The 19,495-nt window shown below is 63.6% G+C and carries 21 protein-coding genes; 4 read left to right on the plus strand and 17 right to left on the minus strand.

Features of this window, described 5'->3' with window-relative positions; genetic code table 11:
- Positions 1-57: 57 nt before the first annotated feature.
- On the plus strand, positions 58-1,002 hold the full coding sequence (gene accD, locus ACR0JC_RS14235) for an acetyl-CoA carboxylase, carboxyltransferase subunit beta (protein ID WP_170341511.1): 945 nt from the start codon (positions 58-60) through the stop codon (positions 1,000-1,002).
- Positions 999-2,273, plus strand: coding sequence for a bifunctional folylpolyglutamate synthase/dihydrofolate synthase (locus tag ACR0JC_RS14240; RefSeq protein ID WP_170341513.1), 1,275 nt, complete (start codon positions 999-1,001; stop codon positions 2,271-2,273). The genes accD and ACR0JC_RS14240 overlap by 4 nt, the downstream gene beginning before the upstream one ends.
- 39 nt (positions 2,274-2,312) lie before the next feature.
- On the opposite strand, the gene zapE is transcribed toward ACR0JC_RS14240, so the two are convergent.
- Positions 2,313-3,371 (minus strand): cell division protein ZapE, encoded by a 1,059-nt coding sequence (gene zapE, locus ACR0JC_RS14245; protein ID WP_170341516.1) that lies wholly within the window; start codon positions 3,369-3,371, stop codon positions 2,313-2,315.
- Positions 3,372-3,516: 145 nt separating this feature from the next.
- Here zapE and ACR0JC_RS14250 point away from each other — a divergent pair, with 145 nt between their 5' ends.
- Positions 3,517-4,758 carry an MFS transporter gene (locus tag ACR0JC_RS14250; protein ID WP_170341519.1) on the plus strand — a complete coding sequence of 414 codons (1,242 nt, stop codon included), beginning with the start codon at positions 3,517-3,519 and terminating at the stop codon, positions 4,756-4,758.
- Between the two features lie 2 nt (positions 4,759-4,760).
- On the opposite strand, the gene ACR0JC_RS14255 is transcribed toward ACR0JC_RS14250, so the two are convergent.
- The 6 genes from ACR0JC_RS14255 to mbfA all read right to left on the minus strand — a co-directional run bounded on the left by ACR0JC_RS14255 (position 4,761) and on the right by mbfA (position 10,263).
- Positions 4,761-5,381: an HAD family hydrolase gene (locus ACR0JC_RS14255; RefSeq protein ID WP_170341521.1), complete on the minus strand. Its 621-nt coding sequence runs from the start codon at positions 5,379-5,381 to the stop codon at positions 4,761-4,763.
- 73 nt (positions 5,382-5,454) lie between these two features.
- Positions 5,455-5,910: a YaiI/YqxD family protein gene (locus ACR0JC_RS14260; RefSeq protein WP_170341523.1), complete on the minus strand. Its 456-nt coding sequence runs from the start codon at positions 5,908-5,910 to the stop codon at positions 5,455-5,457.
- The gene (gene sthA / locus ACR0JC_RS14265) at positions 5,907-7,376 is read right to left on the minus strand and encodes a Si-specific NAD(P)(+) transhydrogenase (RefSeq protein WP_170341526.1); all 1,470 of its coding nucleotides are present in this window, start codon (positions 7,374-7,376) and stop codon (positions 5,907-5,909) included. Before sthA ends, ACR0JC_RS14260 begins: the two co-directional genes overlap by 4 nt.
- A gap of 3 nt (positions 7,377-7,379) precedes the next feature.
- Positions 7,380-8,213 carry an S-formylglutathione hydrolase gene (gene fghA, locus ACR0JC_RS14270; protein WP_170341528.1) on the minus strand — a complete coding sequence of 278 codons (834 nt, stop codon included), beginning with the start codon at positions 8,211-8,213 and terminating at the stop codon, positions 7,380-7,382.
- A 101-nt stretch (positions 8,214-8,314) separates the two neighbouring features.
- Positions 8,315-9,244: an AEC family transporter gene (locus ACR0JC_RS14275; protein ID WP_170341530.1), complete on the minus strand. Its 930-nt coding sequence runs from the start codon at positions 9,242-9,244 to the stop codon at positions 8,315-8,317.
- Between the two features lie 44 nt (positions 9,245-9,288).
- Positions 9,289-10,263 carry an iron exporter MbfA gene (gene mbfA / locus ACR0JC_RS14280; protein WP_170341532.1) on the minus strand — a complete coding sequence of 325 codons (975 nt, stop codon included), beginning with the start codon at positions 10,261-10,263 and terminating at the stop codon, positions 9,289-9,291.
- 127 nt (positions 10,264-10,390) lie between these two features.
- On the opposite strand from mbfA, the gene ACR0JC_RS14285 reads away from it, so the two are divergent.
- Positions 10,391-11,008 (plus strand): TetR/AcrR family transcriptional regulator, encoded by a 618-nt coding sequence (locus ACR0JC_RS14285; protein ID WP_170341534.1) that lies wholly within the window; start codon positions 10,391-10,393, stop codon positions 11,006-11,008.
- 9 nt (positions 11,009-11,017) lie between these two features.
- Here the strand turns inward: ACR0JC_RS14285 and ACR0JC_RS14290 are convergent, their stop codons facing one another.
- From ACR0JC_RS14290 to ACR0JC_RS14335, 10 genes are all read right to left on the minus strand, one after another.
- Entirely contained in the window at positions 11,018-11,857 is an 840-nt protein-coding gene (locus ACR0JC_RS14290; protein WP_170341536.1) for an EamA family transporter, read from the minus strand.
- Positions 11,858-12,032: 175 nt separating this feature from the next.
- On the minus strand, positions 12,033-12,668 hold the full coding sequence (gene ureG / locus ACR0JC_RS14295) for an urease accessory protein UreG (RefSeq protein ID WP_170341539.1): 636 nt from the start codon (positions 12,666-12,668) through the stop codon (positions 12,033-12,035).
- Positions 12,665-13,318: an urease accessory protein UreF gene (locus ACR0JC_RS14300; RefSeq protein WP_254430773.1), complete on the minus strand. Its 654-nt coding sequence runs from the start codon at positions 13,316-13,318 to the stop codon at positions 12,665-12,667. The genes ureG and ACR0JC_RS14300 overlap by 4 nt, the downstream gene beginning before the upstream one ends.
- Positions 13,302-13,748 (minus strand): urease accessory protein UreE, encoded by a 447-nt coding sequence (locus tag ACR0JC_RS14305; protein ID WP_170341543.1) that lies wholly within the window; start codon positions 13,746-13,748, stop codon positions 13,302-13,304. The genes ACR0JC_RS14300 and ACR0JC_RS14305 overlap by 17 nt, the downstream gene beginning before the upstream one ends.
- A 15-nt stretch (positions 13,749-13,763) precedes the next feature.
- Positions 13,764-15,473, minus strand: a complete 1,710-nt coding sequence (gene ureC, locus ACR0JC_RS14310; RefSeq protein ID WP_170341544.1) for an urease subunit alpha — start codon at positions 15,471-15,473, stop codon at positions 13,764-13,766.
- The gene (locus ACR0JC_RS14315) at positions 15,473-15,778 is read right to left on the minus strand and encodes an urease subunit beta (protein ID WP_170341555.1); all 306 of its coding nucleotides are present in this window, start codon (positions 15,776-15,778) and stop codon (positions 15,473-15,475) included. Before ACR0JC_RS14315 ends, ureC begins: the two co-directional genes overlap by 1 nt.
- On the minus strand, positions 15,775-15,933 hold the full coding sequence (locus ACR0JC_RS14320) for a hypothetical protein (protein WP_170341557.1): 159 nt from the start codon (positions 15,931-15,933) through the stop codon (positions 15,775-15,777). The genes ACR0JC_RS14315 and ACR0JC_RS14320 overlap by 4 nt, the downstream gene beginning before the upstream one ends.
- Positions 15,934-15,944: 11 nt before the next feature.
- Entirely contained in the window at positions 15,945-16,247 is a 303-nt protein-coding gene (locus ACR0JC_RS14325) for an urease subunit gamma (protein ID WP_005976933.1), read from the minus strand.
- Between the two features lies 1 nt (position 16,248).
- Positions 16,249-17,016, minus strand: a complete 768-nt coding sequence (locus ACR0JC_RS14330) for an urease accessory protein UreD (RefSeq protein WP_367647275.1) — start codon at positions 17,014-17,016, stop codon at positions 16,249-16,251.
- A 311-nt stretch (positions 17,017-17,327) separates the two neighbouring features.
- Positions 17,328-19,307, minus strand: a complete 1,980-nt coding sequence (locus ACR0JC_RS14335) for a bifunctional 2',3'-cyclic-nucleotide 2'-phosphodiesterase/3'-nucleotidase (protein WP_437342836.1) — start codon at positions 19,305-19,307, stop codon at positions 17,328-17,330.
- Between the last annotated feature and the right edge of the window lie 188 nt (positions 19,308-19,495).

Genomic DNA, 19,495 nt, shown 5'->3' on the forward strand with positions numbered 1-19,495 from the left:
TGCATTTCCTTCCGTAGCGTCTTATTTGACTGCAACCCGCATCAGCAAGGTTCCGACATGAACTGGATCACAAACTACGTCCGCCCCCGGATCAACTCGATCTTCTCCCGCCGTGAGGTGCCCGAGAATCTCTGGCACAAATGCGACGAGTGCGGAACGATGCTGTTCCACCGTGAACTGGCGGACAACCAGAACGTTTGTACCCAGTGCGGACACCACATGCTGATCACCCCGCGCGAGCGGTTCAAGCACCTGTTCGACGGCGGTATTTTCACCGAAGTCGCAGTGCCCGCGCCCAAGGAAGACCCGCTGCAGTTCCGCGATCAGAAGAAATACCCCGACCGCATGAAGGCAGCGCAGAAAAAGACCGGCGAGAAAGAAGCGATGCTGGTTGCCACCGGCGAGATCGGCCGCACGCCGATCGTGGCCGCGGCGCAGGATTTCTCGTTCATGGGCGGTTCGATGGGTATGTATGTGGGCAACGCCATCATCGCCGCCGCACAAGAGGCGGTAAAGCTCAAGCGCCCGTTGATCCTGTTCTCCGCCGCCGGCGGCGCCCGGATGCAAGAAGGCATCCTCAGCCTGATGCAGATGCCGCGCACTACCGTCGCGGTGGAGATGCTGAAAGAGGCGGGCCTGCCCTATATCGTCGTTCTGACCCATCCCACTACCGGCGGTGTGACGGCGTCCTATGCGATGCTGGGCGACGTGCATATTGCCGAGCCGAACGCGCTGATCTGTTTCGCCGGCCCCCGCGTGATCGAGCAGACGATCCGTGAGAAACTGCCCGACGGCTTCCAGCGCGCCGAATACCTGCTGGATCACGGCATGCTGGACCGCGTCACCAAACGGACCGAGTTGCGGGACGAGCTGATCACCATCACCCGGATGCTGATGGGTCTGCCCCCGGCGGTCAAAGGCGATCTGCCCGCCCCGAAAGGGGGCGAAGCCGAACAGCCTGACGCGCAGGCCCAGCCTGCCGAAGACCAGCCCAAGAAATGACCGCGCCTACATCCGACATCATCCTTGATCGGATGATGGCGCTGCACCCCAAGATCATCGACCTGACCTTGGACCGTGTCTGGCGTCTGCTCGAAGCTTTGGGTAATCCGCAGGACAAGCTGCCGCCGGTGATCCACATCGCCGGCACCAACGGCAAGGGCTCGACCCAGGCGATGATCCGTGCCGGGCTGGAAGGGGCCGGGCTGACGGCCCATGCATACACCTCGCCGCATCTGGCACGCTTTCACGAGCGCATCCGCCTGGCGGGCAAGCTGATCTCTGAACCCGACCTGACCGCCGTTCTGGATGAGTGCTACACCGCCAATGGCGGCGAGAACATCACCTATTTCGAGATCACCACCTGCGCGGCCCTGCTGGCCTTTTCCCGCGTGCCCGCCGACTACACGCTGCTCGAGGTGGGGCTTGGTGGGCGGCTCGACGCCACCAACGTGATCGTAAAGCCCGCGGTCACGGTCATCACCCCGGTCTCGATCGACCATGAACAGTTCCTGGGCAACACGCTGGCCAAGATCGCCGCCGAAAAGGCCGGCATCATCAAGCGCGGCGTGCCCTGCATCGTCGGCCCGCAGCCGGAAGAGGCGATGGAGGTCATCGAGGCCACCGCCGCCCGCCTCGGCGCACCCTTGCTGGCCCACGGACAGCACTGGCACGTCCACGAGGAACATGGCCGCCTGATCTATCAGGACGAAACCGGGCTGCGCGATCTGCCGCTGCCAAACCTGCTGGGCGCCCACCAGATCCAGAACGCCGGCGCCGCACTGGCGGTCCTGCGCCATCTCAACCTGGGCGATGCCGCCTATGAGGCCGCAGTCACCCGCGCCGAATGGCCCGCCCGGATGCAGCGCCTGAAGACCGGCCCGCTCGTCGAACAGGCGCCCCAGGCCGAACTCTGGCTGGACGGCGGCCACAACGCCGCCGCCGGCGTCGCGTTGGCGGACGTCTTGGCCAAGCTGCCCCCGCGACCCACACACCTGATTTGCGGCATGCTCAACACCAAGGACGTAACCGGCTACCTCTCCCCACTGGCCCAGAAAGCTGCCAGCCTGACCGCCGTTTCCATACCGGGCGAGACCAACACGCTGAGCGCCGAAGAAACCGCCGCCGCCGCCAAATCGGTGAACCTGCCCGCGACGACCGCCAGCAGTGTGTCCCAAGCCCTCGACACCATCATCAAAGCCGACCCACAGGCGCGCGTGCTGATCTGCGGCTCGCTCTACCTCGCGGGCAACATCCTGCGCGAAAACGGCTGACCATTCATTGAGTCACAGCTACGCTGGAGGCAACGCTCGCTATTGTCCCCAGTCCTGTGCCTGCATCTCCCGCAGGCGCGAGGCTGTGCGCTCGAACTCGAAAACACCTTCCCCCTCGACATACAGCATCTCAGGCTCGGCGGCCGCTGAACAGATCAACCTCACCTTCGCCTCATACAGCGCATCGATCAACGTGACGAACCGCTTCGCCTCGTTGAAGTTGTTGCGCGACAGGCGCGGTATGTCCTCGAGCACCAGCACTTTTACCGCATCAGCAATGGCCAGATAGTCCCCCGGCCCCAGCATCCGGCCGCACAGATCGTAGAACGAGGCCCGTGCCACACCATTGCGAAACGCGGGCAACACCACCTCGCGTCCCTTGACGTGCAGGGTCAGGGGTTCGGCCGGCCCACCGGACAGGTCGGCCCACACGGCCCGGATCTTCTCCCGCGCCTCAGGTCCGATGGGCGTGAAATAGACCGGCGAGCCCTCGAGCCGGTTTTGCCGGTAATCCGTGGGCGACGTCAGTTCCCACACTTCGAGCTGCTGCTTGATGTGGTGGATGAAGGGCAGGAACAGCTGCCGGTTCAGGCCATCCTTGTACAGGTCGTCGGGATGACGGTTCGAGGTGGTCACAACGACGACGCCCCCCGCATGAAGCAGGTCGAACAGCCGCCCGACGATCATCGCGTCGGTGATGTCGGTGATCTGCATCTCGTCAAAGGCCAGCAGGCGCACGGATTTAACGACCGAGGCCGCCACCGGCGCCAGTGCATCCTGCACGCCGGTTTCGCGCGCCTGATGCATGCCGGCGTGGATTTCCTGCATGAAGGCATGGAAATGGACGCGCCGGGCCGGAACTTCGCCCAGCGTTTCGACGAACATGTCCATCAACATGGACTTGCCGCGCCCCACGCCGCCCCACAGGTACAAGCCCTTGGGCGGCGGCGGCGCCTTGCGGAACAGCCCGCGTTTCACCGGCGCGGCCAGAGCCGCCCGGATACGCTCGAACTGGGGCAGAACGGCCTCTTGCGCGTCGTCGCGGTTCAGGGTGCCATCGGCAACGCGGGCCTCGTACAACGAGATCATGTCGGTCATGGCCCGAGCCATAGCGCCCGCCCGCGCCGTTGAAAAGAAGGCATCCTCCGGCACGCATCAATTTTGGTTAATCGTGACCGCAAAACTCCTGAATTGACGAGCGGGCCCAAGCGGATACTGTCGGCGGGCTGAAATCGGAGGCCACATGACCCCAACCGCCCGTCTGCTCAACCCGGTGCTGATCGTCGGATGCGTGATCATCACGGTCAGCTTCGCCGTGCGCGCCTCGTTCGGAGTGTTCCAGATTCCGATCGCCGAGGAGTTCGGCTGGCTGCGCACCGATTTTTCGCTGGCCATCGCGATCCAGAACCTGGCCTGGGGCATCGGCCAGCCGATCTTTGCCGCCATCGCCGAAAAGATGGGCGACCGGCGGGCGATCATTCTTGGTGCGCTGACCTATGCGGCGGGGATGGTTCTGTCGGCTTGGTCCGTCACGCCCTTCGGGCATCAGCTTTATGCGTGGCTGGTGGGCTTTGGTATCGCGGGCACGGGCTTTGGCGTCGTGCTGGCGGTGGTCGGGCGGGCCTCAACGGATCAGAACCGCTCGATGTCACTGGCGATCGTGACAGCGGCGGGCAGCTTCGGGCAAGTGATCGGTGCGCCAACGGCTGAATGGATGCTGACTTTCCTGCCGTGGCAGCAGGTGTTCATCATCTTCGCCATTGCCATTCTGGCCCTTGTGCTGACGCTGCCTTTCATGCGCGCGCCCGCGCAGGTCAGCAAGGCCGAATTGGAAGAAAGCATGGGCCAGATCCTGGGCCGCGCCTTCCGCGACCCGTCCTATGCGCTGATATTCTTGGGTTTTTTCAGCTGCGGCTATCAACTGGGCTTCGTCACCGCGCATTTCCCGGCCTTCGTGACCGAGATGTGCGGCCCGATCCAACCCGGCGGTGTCCTGCATGCGATGGGCATCACCACAACGTCTGCCTTGGGTGCCCTGGCGATCTCGTTGATCGGGCTCGCCAATATCGGAGGCACCCTTCTGGCCGGATGGGCGGGCAATCACTTCCCCAAGAAATACCTTCTGGCAGCAGTCTACACCGGGCGCACGATCGCGGCCGCGGCGTTCATCCTGTTTCCCATCACGCCTTTGACCGTGATCCTGTTCTCGCTGGTCATGGGGTCACTGTGGCTGGCGACGATCCCGTTGACCTCGGGCCTCGTCGCGCATCTTTACGGCCTGCGCTACATGGGCACGCTGTATGGCATCATCTTCTTCAGCCATCAGGTCGGCAGTTTCCTGGGCATCTGGCTGGGCGGCCGCATGTATGACCTTTATGGCGATTACACAGTTGTCTGGTGGATCGGCGTGGCCATCGGCGCCTTCAGCGCGATCGTGCACCTCCCAATCCGCGAGAATCGCCCCGTGCAGCCCGCTGCCGCCTAGGATCAGGCGGCCTCGTCCGGGGAGAGCAGACCTTCGGCCACCAGCCTTTCGGCCCAGCCCTGCGGGCCGTCGAAATGGTGGGTCTGCCATCCACGCGCACGGGCGGTTTCGATGTTGTCGATCCGGTCGTCAGTGAACAGCAGCTTCTCGGGTGGCAGACCGCAATCCTGTTCGACCATCTGGTAGATCGGCTCATGCGGTTTCACCATCTTCATCCGCCCCGAGACATAATGCCGGTCGAACTCGTTCAGGAACGGATAGGCGGTTGTGGCATAGTCGAAATTTTGCACCCCGAAATTGGTCAGCGCAAAGACCGGCACACCCTTGGCCCGAAGCGCGCGCTGCAGCCGGACCGAATGCGGAATCTCCGGCGCGGCCAGTTCGATCCAATTGTCGTGCCACATGCGGATCTCATTGCGCCATTCGGGGTATTTCTCGGCCCAGGCATAGATCGTGTCGGTGAAGTGATGCCCCTGATCGACCAAGTCATTCATGCCGTGCAGGTCGACGGTCGAGAACATCTCGCGGCGCCGGTCCTCGCCGATCACGTGGTCATAATACCGCTCGGGCTGCCATTCGATCAGAACGTTGCCGATGTCAAAAACGACCGCTTCTACGGGCATGGGGGTTCCTGTTCTCTTGTGTTGCGTTCGGGGCTGACTGAACCAACCCGCCGGGCGGGATGCAAGGCCAATCTCAGCCGCGCAAGGCGGCGCGCATCTCGCGCTCGAGCGCGTCCAGAAACCGCGATCGGTCGGCCTTGGAAAACGGTTTGCCACCGCCCCCGGCACCCAGCGGATTGGCGGCGCGCAGATCCGCCATCAGATCGCGCATCGCAAGTTGCTGGCCGATATTTGCGGCGGTGAAGGCTTCACCGTTGGAACGCAACACGCGCGCGCCGGCCTCGACGCATTTGGCGGCCAACGGGATGTCCGAGGTGATGACGATGTCGCCCGAGCCACACCGCTCGGCGATCCACTTGTCGGCCTCGTCCGCGCCTTGCGCTACGGTCACGATCTGAACCAGCGGGTTGGCCGAGGGGCGCAGCCCGCCATTTGCGACCACGACCATCGGCACCTTGTGCCGCGTGGCGACGCGTTCGGCCTCGGCCTTGACCGGGCAGGCGTCGCCATCGACATACAGGGTCGTCACGCCTGCTTGGCCTTCTTGGGCGCCAATTTTGCTGGCTCGGGCGCTTCGGACTTGCGCACCTTGAACTCGTCCGGGATCGGCATCCGGTTGAAGGCGTCGAGCCCGGCTATCTTGTAGGCCTCTGCCAGGGTCGGATAGTTGAAGGTGTTCTGCACGAAATAGTCCACCGTGCCCTTCAGGTTCAGCACCGCCTGGGCGATGTGGATCAGCTCGGTCGCGCCTTCGCCGACGATCTGCACGCCCAGCACCCGGCGGGTTTTAAGCGAGAACAGCATCTTCAGCATCCCGTGCTCGAGCCCCATGATATGCCCGCGAGAGGTCTCGCGGAACCGGGCCACGCCCACCTCGTAGGGAATGCCACGTTCCTGCAGCTCTTCCTCGGACATGCCGCAGGTCGAGATTTCGGGCACCGAGTAGATGCCATAAGGGAACCAAGGGCTTTCGGGCAGGGTGGGGGTCTCGAGCGCGTGGCAGGCGGCCACGCGGCCCTGCTGCATCGAGGTCGAGGCCAGCGAGGGATGCCCGATCACGTCGCCGGTGGCATAGATATGCGGTACCGAGGTCTGATAGGTCTTGCGGTCCACCGAAATGCGGTTGCGGTGGTCGGTTTCGATCCCAACCGCACCCAGATTCAGCGCCGAGGTGTTGCCCATGCGGCCCGCCGCGAACAGCAGCATCTCGGCCCGGACATGGCGGCCGTTTGACATGGTGATCTCGACATGCTTGCCGGCATCCTCGATCTTTTCCACGGCCGAGCCCAGGCGCAGGTCCACTCCGTTTTCGCGGATCTGGTGGGTGAATTCCTGGATCAGGGTCTTGTCGATGAAATCCAGAAAGGTCTCGCGCGGCTCAATCAGCGTCACCCGCACATCCAGCGCCGAGAACATCGTGGCATACTCGACCCCGATCACACCCGCGCCGATCACGCAGAGCGAGCGCGGGATCTCGGCCATTTCCAGGAACTCGTCCCCGTCGACGATGGTCTTGCCGTTGAACGGCACGTAATCGGGGCGATAGGTTTTGGTCCCGGTCGAGATCAGGAATTTCGCGGCCGTCAGGCGGGTGGTGTCGCCCGCATCGGCGGTGACCTCGATCTCGTGCGGGCCGACAAAGCGGGCTACGCCGTCCATGGTTTCAACGTGGTTACGGTTGAACTGGTGTTCCAGAACGTCAACCTCGTAATCCAGCGTCATGTGCAGCCGGGCCTTGAGGTCCTCGGCGCGGATCTGATCCTTGACCCGGTACGAACGGCCGTAAAAGCTGCGCTCGCGCCAGCCCGACAGGTTCAGCACCGTTTCGCGGAGTGTCTTCGACGGGATCGTGCCCGTGTGCACCGATACGCCGCCCAACCGGTCACGGCGGTCAACCACCAGAACCTTGCGTTTCAGCTTGCCCGCCTGAATCGCCGCCGCGCGGCCCGATGGGCCCGAGCCGATGATGATCAGGTCATAGTCGTATTTGCTCATCCCTCAGTCTCCGTACAGGGCTTCGGCGTGGAAGGTGACGTGGTCCTCCATGAAGGTGGACACGAAGAAGTAGGAATGGTCATAGCCGGGCTGCAACCGGTTCGTGGCCTGCTGGCGGCGTTCGGCGATGGCCTGGGCCAGAGCCTCGGGGCGCAGCAGGTCGATGAACTGGTCGTTGGTGCCGGTGTCGATCAGGATCGGGCCGTCAAAGCCCTTTTCCTTCATCATCAGCGTCGCATCATGTTTGGCCCAGGCGGCCGGGTCGTCGCCCAGGTAGGCGCCCAGTTGCTTGCGGCCCCAGTCGCTGGCCGTGGGGTTCGAGATCGGCGCAAAGGCCGAGACCGAACGGAACCTGCCCGGCAGGTTCATCGCCAGCGTCAGCGCGCCGTGGCCGCCCATCGAATGGCCGGTGATGGCCTGCCGGTCGCCGTCGATGGCGAAGTTTTCGACCAGCAGCGCGGGCAGTTCGTCAGCCACATAGTCCCACATGTTGAAATGCGGCGCCCACGGTGATTGCGTGGCGTTGACGTAGAACCCGGCGCCCTGGCCCAGGTCGTAATCCTCATGATCGGCGACCCCTTCGCCACGCGGCGAGGTGTCAGGAAACACCAGCGCGATGCCCTGTTCGGCGGCCCAGCCCTGCGCGCCCGCCTTGACCATCGCGTTTTCATGAGTGCAGGTCAGGCCCGACAGATACCACAGGACCGGAACCGGGCCGTCCTTGGCCTCGGCCGGCAGGAACAGGCCAAAGGTCATGTCGCACTGGCACGCCGCCGAGGCGTGGCGGTAAACGCCCTGCGCGCCACCGAAACAGGCGTTTTCGGAAAGGGTTTCCATCTGGCATCATCCTTACGTTGGGTTCGTGCCATGGCTAACGGGCGAAGGCCCCGGCGTAAAGTCCGGGCACCAATGTTCGCACGCATTTTGAAGTCGCCGCGTCAGAATGCGGCAACCCACGCGATGACCACCGGCACGGTCAGAATGCTGACAATGGTCGACAGCAGAATGGCGGCAGATGCCCGGTGCGGCGCCACCCCATAGTGGGCCGCCAGCATATAGACATTGCCGGCCACTGGCAGGGCGGCGGCGGAGATCGCTACCGCCGCGGCAAAAGGATCAGTCGGCAGCAGCCACAGTAGCACCACTGCCACACAGGCCGGATGCAAGGCCAGTTTGCAAAAGCTGAGCCACAGCGCGATCTGAACCCGCTCGGCTGATTTGCTGGCCAGCGAGGCGCCGATTGCGAACAGCGCCCCCGGCGTGGCGGCGCCGCCTAGAATGGTCAGAAAATCGTTCAACGGGTCAGGCACCGGCATCTGCAGGGCCGACCAGATCAACCCGGCCGAGATCGAGACGATCATGGGGTTTTTCAGCAGCCCGACTCCGATGAGCCGCAGCGTCCCAACCGTCAGCTTTCCATCCCGCCCGCCGTTGATCAGGATCACGATCAGCGAGGAAAACACCACCAGATCGACCGTCAGAACCAGCATGACCGGTCCGATTGCGGCTTCGGAAAACAGCAGGGCCAACATTGGCAGACCCAGAAAGCCCACATTTCCGATGGCGGCGCATTGCGCCTCGACCGCCGCGGTGGGGATGTCGAGCCCTCGCAGATAGGCAACCAACGTGGCCAGCGCGTATACGCCGGCGGTGCCGATCAGATAGCCCAGCATCAGCCGCGCGTTGAAGATCTCGGCAAAGGGCAGCGTGGCGGCAAAGCGGAAAAGCATCGCCGACAACGCGAAATAGAACACGAACTTGGTCAGATAGGCCGTGGCGTCTTCGGTGAAGAACCGGCTGCGCCCGGCCCAGTATCCCAGGCCGATGATCGCAAAGAAGGGCAGGGTGCGCAGAAAGATATCGACCATGCGCAGATTGGTAACATAGAATTACCACATCGCAAGCAGGCTCATCACCCGCTGCCGATCAATATCCCGGCTGCCAGCACCAGCGCTCCGCCCAAAACGACCTGAAAAGCCGCGCGGAAGAACGGAGTTTCCATATAGCGGTTCTGAATCCACGCGATCGCCCACAATTCAAAAAACACCACGATGAAGGCAATGATCGTGGCCGTCCAGAATTCCGGGATCAGATAGGGCAGGGCATGGCCCAATCCGCCGACCGTTGTCATCACGCCGGACGCCAAACCCCGCTTGACCGGTGATCCACGGCCCGACAGCTCGCCATCGTCCGATGCCGCTTCGGTGAAGCCCATGGAAATACCTGCGCCCACTGACGCTGCAAGGCCCACAAGAAAGGTCGTCCAAGGGTCGTGCGTGGCAAAGGCCGTCGCGAAGATCGGCGCCAAGGTCGACACCGACCCGTCCATCAGCCCGGCCAATCCCGGCTGGACCCAGGTCAAGATGAATTGCCGGTGCGAAATCACCTTTTCAGCTTCTTTTTCATCGTGATCCAGGTGGGCTTCTTCCAATTCGGCAGCCGCGGCTTGATGCCCTGCTTCGGCCGCAGCCAGGTCGCCCAAAAGTTTGCGTGTTGCTGCATCGGTCGTACGACCAGCAGCCGCCAGATAGAAGCGCTCCGCATCGCGCTCCATCATCTCGGCTTCTTCGCGGATTCGCTCGATTCCGAGATTCTCGACCAGCCAGATCGGACGGCGGGCGTAGTAACCGGCGACATGCTCGCGCCGGATCAGAGGGATCACCGGGCCGAACCGATCCTCGTGCAGAGCGATCAGGCGACGGCGGTGCTCGTCTTCCTCGGCAGCCATGCCATCGAAGATTTTGGCCGTCGCCGGATAGTCGGCGCGCAGCATTTCGGCATATGACCTATAGATCCGTGCGTCGTCTTCCTCGGACGAAATCGCAAGCGCGATGACTTCCTGCTCGGTCAGATCTCTGAAGTGTTTGCGCTGAGTGAAAAACCGCATTGCCACCCTCGTTTTAGAATTATTCTAATCTACGCCGCGTAACGGAACTTTCAAGCCGAATTGAAAACCGTTGAAACTGAACTGACTGGTTTATAGATTTGACGCAGCACTCAGCCAAGGAGACACCATGACCCAAGCCGCAACCATCGTGCGTACCGGACGGAAATTCGACCAGGTTCTGAACGGCGCCCGAGAGGTTTTCATGGCGGATGGGTTCGAAGGCGCCAGCGTCGATGACATCGCGCGCGCGGCGGGTGTGTCGAAGGCAACGCTCTACAGCTATTTCCCGGACAAACGACTTCTGTTTTCCGAGGTGGCGCAGACCGAGTGCTGCCGCATGGCGGAAAACGTGTTGTCCATGATCGACGAAACCAAGCCAGTGCGCGAGGCGTTGATGATCACCGCCACGCATCTGACCCGGTTTCTGGTTTCGGATTTTGCGCAGCAGGTGTTCCGCATCTGCGTGGCCGAGCGTGACAGGTTCCCGGAACTGGGCAAAGCGTTCTACGAAGCCGGCCCCGCCAACGGTCAGCGCCAGATGGCCGAGTATCTGGAAAAAGCCGTGGCCAAAGGTGAGCTGGCGATTGACGACGTGCATTTTGCCGCCGAACAGTTCTCGGAATTGTGCAAGGTGCGCCTGTGGACGCTGGCGGCTTTGGGGATCCAAACCCGGTTCTCGGACGAGGAAATCGACGAAGTGGCCACCAACGCCGTTGACATGTTCATGGCGCGTTATAGCACTTGACGGACCGGCTCAGCCCGAAAGTCCAACCAGCGCCACGCCCCCCGCCATCAGGATGGCGGCCCCCAGCCTGCGCACCCAATAGCCTTCGTGCAGGAAGACGAACCCGATCAGGGCCGCAAAAATCACTGAGGTTTCCCGCAACGCCGAGACCGCCCCCAGCGGCGCGAAATTCTTGGCATAGAGCACCAGCCCATAAGCCAGCATCGACACGAAACCGCCCAGGATGCCGATCGCCCAGGTGCGCGCCGGAAGCTGTGTTAGAACCTGCCGCCGTCGCAGGCCCACGAATCCAGCAATGAACAGGTGCAGAAACGCCCCCCAAGCCCAGTAGCTTAGCGTGTTTCCAGACAGCCGCACCCCGATGCCGTCTACAACCGAATAGACCGAGATGCAAAGTCCGGTTCCCACCGCAAACCCCAGCGCCGCGCCGCCGACGCCTTGCCGGAGCGAGCTCCAACTGCTGAGTTGGATGCCGAACGCGATAAGGCCGATGCCGATCCAGGCTTGCAGGGGCAGAACCTCATCCAGCAACAGATAGGCCCAAAGCGCCACCAACGCCGGAACGATGCCTCGGGCGATCGGGTAGACCACGCTGAGGTCTCCATGCTGATAGGCTTTGCCCAGCATGAAGTAATATCCGAAATGCACCACGGTGGACAAAAGAATGTAGACAAAACTTTCACCCCCCGGAAAGGGCAGGACAAGGATCATGACGCTGGCCGGGATCACATGCCCGAAGGCCACAAGGCCCAGCGTGGTCGTCCGGTCGCCCGCGGTTTTGACGATGGCGTTCCAGACGGCGTGCAGGATGGCAGCCGACAGAATGATCGCGACGACGAATGGGCTCACCGGCGGTCCTCAGGTGATGGGGCGGCCCCAAGAAGGATCGGCCCGGCTGCAACTTTCTCGCACCGGGCTATCGCAAGGACAGCGTCGGTGGTCGAATCCGGTTACATCGGATTGCCTTGCAGGCGCAAGGTTCCAAATTCTGGAACCGGAAACGCCCAAAGTCGGGTTGTGGGTCTTACGCCGTTGCACGTCGTCCGGCGTCGATGCCGGCAATCTTATCCAACAGGTCGATGATTTCGCTCGTTCCGCTGCCGCTCCGCAGGTTGGCGAATACGAATGGTCGATCACCGCGCATTCGGGCCGCATCGCGCTGCATCACCGACAGGTCCGCTCCGACATGCGGAGCAAGGTCGATCTTGTTGATGATCAGGATGTCTGACCGAGTGATCGCGGGGCCACCCTTGCGGGGGATCTCTTCGCCCGCGGCCACGTCGATCACATAGATCGTCACATCCGCCAGTTCCGGGCTGAAGGTAGCCGACAGGTTGTCACCGCCGGATTCGATCAGAACGATCTCGACCTCGGGATGACGGCGCACCATCTCGGCCACGGCGGCCAGATTGATCGAGGCATCCTCTCGGATCGCCGTATGCGGGCAACCTCCGGTTTCCACGCCGATCACCCGGTCCTGCGGCAGGATCTGCATGCGCATCAGCGCCTCGGCGTCTTCCTGCGTGTAGATGTCATTGGTGATCACCCCGATCGAATGGGTGTCGCGCAGCGCGCGGGCGAGGGCGGCGGTCAGGCTGGTCTTGCCCGCACCGACCGGGCCGCCGATGCCCACCCGCAGAGGGCCGTTCATGCTGCTCATGTGCGGAAAATCCTTGGTTGTTGGGTTTCATGTTGCATGGCCGAAATCTCGGCCAGAAAGGCGGTGCCGGACAGGGCCGACAGATCGTCCTCCACTGCGGCGTGCGCCTGATGTGCGCACAAGGGGGCCATGTCTCGGACGACTCCTTGGGCAGCGGTCTGGCCCAGGGGCATCAGCCGCTGCGCGGCTGAAACAAGATTGCTGATGAACGCATGCAGATACAGTCGCGCGGTCGGCTCCACCTGCAAACCGGCGTGGCGCGCCGCGCAGCCGACAGCGACGGGATAGGCCAGATCCGTCAGTTCGATGCCCCAGACTGCAGCCGTCACACCGCAGAAGGCCGCGCCCTGTTGCGCGGTCTCGAATCTGCGCTCGAAGGGGCCGGCGAAGGCGCGGGCCATATCGTCAAGTTCGGCCACGGCCAACTCGGATTTAGCCCGCCAAGCGGCGGTCAGAAACAGGGCATCCGACCATCCGGCACCGTGTTCCAGCACGTCCTGCAGCCAGTCCCGCAGGCTGGCCGCATCGTGCACCGCGCCCGATTGGACCAAGCGTTCCAGCCCATGCGAATAGGCAAACGCCCCGACCGGGTAGGCGGGTGACAGCCATTGCGTCAGCGTCAGCACATCAAGGTCAGTGGCTGTGGCCATGGGTCCGTCCGTGCCCATAGGCGCCGCCTTCGGGGCTGAAGGGTGCGCGGATGTCTTGCACCGTCGCACCAAGTTTCAGCAGCATGTCGCGGATCACATGGTCGCGGCGGATCACCAGCCGGTCGGGCTCGATCTGGCAAGGGGTGTGGCGGTTGCCGATATGCCAGGCCAGCCGGGTCAGATCGGGGCCGGTGACGGCGAACAGGCCCTCTTCGGCGGCAACCACCTCGATCAGGCGGCCATCGGCCAGTTCGAACGCATCCCCCCCGTCCAGCGAGGTCGTCTGCGACAGATCCACCAGGAACTCTTCATTCTGTGCGGTGCGCAGCATCCGGCGGCGCAGAAAGCGGTCTTCGTAGTTCAGCGTCACGGTGCCATGGGTTTCGTCCCACTGACCGTTGCGGCGGATTTTCTGTGATGTGGCAAGCATCGGAGGTATCCCTTTTCAAAACAGGAAATAGCGTTGCGCCATGGGCAGGGTTTCGGCGGGCTGGCAGGTCAGCAATTCGCCGTCGGCGCGCACCTCGTAGGTTTCGGGGTTCACCTCGATCTCGGGCAGGGCATCGTTCAGCCGCAGATCACGCTTGCCGATTGCGCGTGTGTTGCGCACGGCGACAGTCTGCTTGGCCAGGCCCAGACGCGCGGCGATGCCGTCTTCTTGCGCGGCTTCCGACACGAAGGTCACCGCGCCCTGTTCGACCGAGCGGCCATAGGCCCCCCACATCGGCCGGGAATAGACCGGCTGAGGCGTGGGGATCGAGGCGTTCGGATCGCCCATCTGCGCACAGGCGATGGTGCCGCCCAACAGCACCATCTCGGGCTTCACGCCGAAAAAGGCGGGGTTCCACAGCACCAGATCGGCGCGTTTGCCCTCTTCGATGCTGCCGATATGGGTGCCGAGCCCGTGCGCGATGGCCGGGTTGATCGTGTATTTCGCGATATAGCGGCGCACGCGGAAATTGTCGTTTTCGCCCATCTCTTCAGGCAGGCGCCCGCGTTGTTTTTTCATCTTGTCGGCGGTCTGCCATGTGCGGATCAGCACCTCGCCCACGCGGCCCATCGCCTGGCTGTCGGAGGCGATGATGCTGAAGGCGCCCATGTCGTGCAGAATGTCCTCGGCCGCGATGGTCTCGCGCCGGATGCGGCTTTCGGCAAAGGCCACGTCCTCGGGGATGGATTTGTCGAGGTGATGGCAGACCATCAGCATGTCCAGATGCTCTTCGACCGTGTTCACGGTAAAAGGCCGGGTCGGGTTGGTCGAGGAGGGCAGCACATGCGCCTCACCGCAGATCTTAATGATGTCGGGGGCGTGGCCGCCGCCTGCGCCTTCGGTGTGGAAGGCGTGGATCGTGCGGCCTTTCATGGCGGCCACGGTGTTTTCGACGAACCCGCTTTCGTTCAGCGTGTCGGTGTGGATCATCACCTGCACGTCCATCTCGTCGGCCACCGTCAGGCAGCAATCGATGGCCGCCGGGGTGGTGCCCCAGTCCTCGTGCAGTTTCAGGGCGCAGGCCCCGGCCAGGACCTGTTCGCGCAGGGCCGCGGGCCGCGAGGCGTTGCCCTTGCCCGCAAAGGCCAAGTTCATCGGAAAGGCATCGGCCGCCTGCAGCATGCGCCCGATATGCCAGGGGCCGGGCGTGCAGGTGGTGGCCAGCGTGCCATGCGCCGGGCCGGTGCCGCCGCCCAGCATGGTGGTCAGGCCGGAATGCAGCGCATCCTCGATCTGTTGCGGGCAGATAAAATGGATGTGGCTGTCGAACCCGCCGGCGGTCAGGATGCGGCCCTCGCCGGCGATGGCCTCGGTGCCGGGACCGACTATGATATCCACGCCGGGCTGCGTGTCGGGGTTGCCCGCCTTGCCGATCCGGGCGATGCGCCCGTCCTTCAGGCCCACATCCGCCTTGTAGATGCCCGTCCAGTCGACGATCAGCGCATTGGTGATGACGGTGTCCACCGCCCCTTCAGCGCGGGTGGCCTGAGACTGGCCCATGCCGTCGCGGATCACCTTGCCGCCACCGAACTTGACCTCTTCGCCATAGATGGTCAGGTCGCGCTCGACCTCGATGATCAGGTCGGTATCGGCCAGCCGCACCTTGTCACCCGTGGTGGGGCCGTACATCGCGGCATAGTCGGATCGCTTGATCTGGGCTGGCATCAGAGGTCCCCCATGACTGCGCCGTTGAACCCGAAGACGCGCCGCGCGCCGGCGATCGGGATCAGCTGCACCTCGCGCCTTTGGCCGGGCTCGAACCGCACGGCGGTTCCCGCGGCGATGTCCAGCCGCATGCCGTGGGCGGCGGCCCGGTCGAAATCCAGCGCCGGGTTGGTTTCGGCGAAATGATAGTGCGAGCCCACCTGCACGGGCCGGTCACCGGTATTGGCCACCATCAGGGTGATCGCCGTCGCGCCCGCGTTCAGCTCGATCTCGCCGGGGGCGGTGATGACCTCTCCGGGGATCATTTGCGCGCCTTCAGCCAGATCGCGACGCCGCCGATCGCCAGCAGCAGGACCAGCACCAGCCAGGTGCCCGAGTCATGCGGGTGCAGGTGCGGCCCGTCATGCGCCAGCGCGGGGGCGGCCATCATGGCGAAGGGCAGGGAAGCCAGGTTTCTCATCGTCATCTCCTTCAGCGGATGGGGTTGTGGACGGTGACCAGCTTGGTGCCGTCGGGGAACGTCGCCTCGACCTGCACCTCGTGGATCATCTCGGGGATGCCGTCCATGCACTGATCGCGGGTGATAACCTGCGCGCCGGCCTCCATCATGTCGGCGACCGAGCGGCCGTCGCGGGCACCCTCGACCACGGCATCGGTGATCAGCGCGATGGCCTCGGGGTAGTTCAGGCGCACGCCCCGAGCCAGGCGCTTGCGCGCCACCTCGGCGGCCATGGCGATCAGCAGTTTGTCTTTTTCACGCGGCGAGAGTTGCATGTCAGATCATCCAGGGTCTTGGCAGGGAATTGCGGGTCAGCCGGTTCAGTAACGGCACAAGGGTCTGGCGCAGCGTGAAACCGTCGGGCGCCAGCAGGCGCATCAACAGCATGTCGTCACCCACAAGGCTGACGCCGCCGGTGTCGGGCAAGGCCGCGCGGATCGGGTCCAAATGCGCAGCGGCATCAGGGCGGATCAGTATCAGGCTGCTGAGCGCGCCTGCGCCGTCGCCAACGCCCGGCCGGGCCATTTCCGCCGCCAGATCACCGGTCAGACGCAGCGCGTCCAGATGGGCCAACCGGCCCGCGCGCCAGATTTCGATGCGGTCTTGGAAGTGGGCCGCAGTAATCAGCTCGCCCATTGCGGCGCGTCCGAAGATCAGCGATTCCACCAGCAGCACGCCGGCGTCGGGGGCCAGATCGACACGCAAGCGGCGATCGATCGCGCAACCATCAAACAGGATGGTCTCCTGAGGCAGCCAGTTCAACTGGCCGCCTGCCGCCACGGTCAGATCTGTCCGAATCCGGCCCGGAACTGCTCCGGACGCGCGATAGGCGCGCTCGGCCGCCTGCGTGGTCAGGGTCAGATGTGCATCTGCCTGAGCGGTGGCGGAAAGGTCAAAACTGTCTCCGCCGGTGACGCCGCCGGCGGTGTTGATCAGCACCGCTTGCATGTCCGCGCCATCACGCCGAGGAAACAGCAGCTTCAGCGACCCCTGCTGGCGCAGTCCCTGCAACTCGGTCCGGCCCGCGCGGCCAACCACGGACACATTACCCCGCCCGACAGCACGGGGAGGCGCGGCGATCGCTTGCGCGGGAGTTATTGCGGACAAAGAGGTTATTGGTGGCTCCGGGCGAGAGGACTGTCGGATGCGAAAGCACCACAGCCTTTTCCTCGAGTCAGCGCAGCCCGGCTGAGGCAATTGAGTCAGAATACTTGTCCGCCCACTTTATGGGCATTATTACCCCGATCGCCCGAAAAATAGGCATCCCACCAATGCGTGTGATGATCCGGCTCTCGACTCCAAACCAAAAGAAAAGGGCGGCCAGTTTGGCCGCCCGATCCGATGTCTGTCGCCGGTCAGAGCGTGATGCGGAAGGCCGCGAAGCCGTCGGCCCCGTCGCCTGCATCTTCCAGCGCCAACCCTTTGACGTCGCTGATGTAATCACGCGCCTTGGGGCCGGTTTCGAACAGAACGGTGGTGTCGCCCAGCGGTGCGAAGGACCAGTTGCCGTCGGCCTTGGGGTCGATCGTGCCCTGTTCGACGATATAGCGCACGATCACGTCGCGGTTGGTGTCGGGGGCCTCGAAAACGATGGTGTCGCCCATCGCGCCCGGGAACGATCCGCCGCCCGAAGCGCGGTAGTTGTTGGTGGCGATGACGAATTCCATGTCGTCGGTCACCGGGGCACCGTTGAACTGCAGGTTCACGATGCGCGCCGCATCGGGGTTGATCTCTTCGCCCTTCGGGCCAAAACGCGAGGGCTGCGCGAGGTCGATCTGATAGGTTACGCCGTCGATCACGTCGAAATTGTAGGACGGGAATTCGGGATTCAGCAGCAGCGCATCCTCGGCGCCCGGCTCGATCTGGTTGAACATCCCGGCCGAACGCTCCAGCCAGCCGCGCAATTGCGCGCCGTTCACGCGAACCGCGCGCACGGTGTTGGGATAAAGATACAGGTCGGCCACGTTCTTGATCGCCACATCGCCCACCGGCACGTCGGTATAGTATTCGGGGCCGCCCCGGCCACCGGCCTTGAACGGCGCCGCGGCCGACAGGATCGGCAGGCCCTCATGCTCGGTGCCTTTCAGCATCTCTTCGACATACCATTTCTGCGCGATCGACACGATCTGGACCGACGGATCATCGGCCACCAGCGCGAAATAGCTGTGCAGCGGGGCCGAGGTCTTGCCCACCGCGCGGCGCACATAGGCCAGCGTTTCTTCGTGATCCTGCGCGACCGAGGCCAGCACCTTGGGGTCGTCCTCGACCAGCGCGTTGATCGAGCGGTCTTCGTTGCGCTTCGAGATCGGCCGCGCCTCGGAGGTGGTGGTGACCACGCGCCATTCGTTGCCGTCGCGTTCCAGCAGCAGGTCAAGCACGCCCAGATGCGACCCCCAGAACCCGCCCATGACGGCCGGCTTGCCCATCAGCGTGCCCTTGTCCACGTCAACGCCGGCACGGTCGGCGAAGGTGGGCGAGGGGAAGACCAGGTGGTTGTGCCCGGTCACCAGCGCATCGATGCTATCGACCCCGGCCAGCGGGACCGAGGCGTTCTCCATCCCGTCCGCGTGATCGGCCGCGCCGATGCCCGAATGCGACAGGGCCAGGATCAGATCGCAGCCCTGCTCTTTCATCTCGGGCACAAAGGCTTTGGCGGTCTCGACGATGTCGCGGGCCTGCACGTTGCCTTCCAGGTGGCGGCGGTCCCAGTTCATGATCTGCGGCGGGGTGAAGCCGATGACGCCGATGCGGATCGGTTGCTTGCTGCCATCGCCCAGCTCGATCTCGCGGTCGAGGATGACATAGGGCTGCACCAACGTCTTGTCCGCGCGCGGATTGGCGCCCTGTTCCTTGGCGATATTGGCCAGCACGATCGGGAACTGCGCCCCGGCTAGCGATTTTTCCAGAAAGCTCAGACCATAGTTGAACTCGTGGTTGCCCAGCGTCGCGGCATCATAGCCCAACGTGTTGAACGCATTGATGATCGGGTGGGTGTCGCCGTCGTTCATGCCACGCTCGTAGGCGATGTAGTCGCCCATCGGGTTGCCCTGAAGAAAGTCGCCATTGTCGACCAGCATCGAGTTGGTGGCCTCGGCCCGGATCTGGTTTATGATCGAGGCCGCGCGCGACAGCCCCACCGTATCGCGCGGCTTGTCGGCGTAGTAGTCATAGGGAAAGACGTGAACGTGAATGTCGGTCGTTTCCATGATCCGCAGATGCGCCTGGTTGCTTGCGGCGGCGGCGGAGAACGGGTGCAGGGAAACCATGGCGACGCCGGCCGTGGTGGTGGCCAGAAATTGACGCCGCGACATCGCGAATTTGCTGGATAGGGTCATGAGGCACCTCTCGAAATAAATTGGTCGACGCATCATCTGAACGTTTATGACGACAATGATGTGACAGCGCGGCCCGAGGGGATCACCCGGCGCGCCGATGGTTCAGACTGACCGCTTTTGACACCCGAGTAAAGCGTCCTCCCGGCCATTGACCCGCGCTTGGGCCATGCGGCGCCCAAGGTGCTGTT

Source organism: Ruegeria sp. CH5, assembly GCF_056537025.1.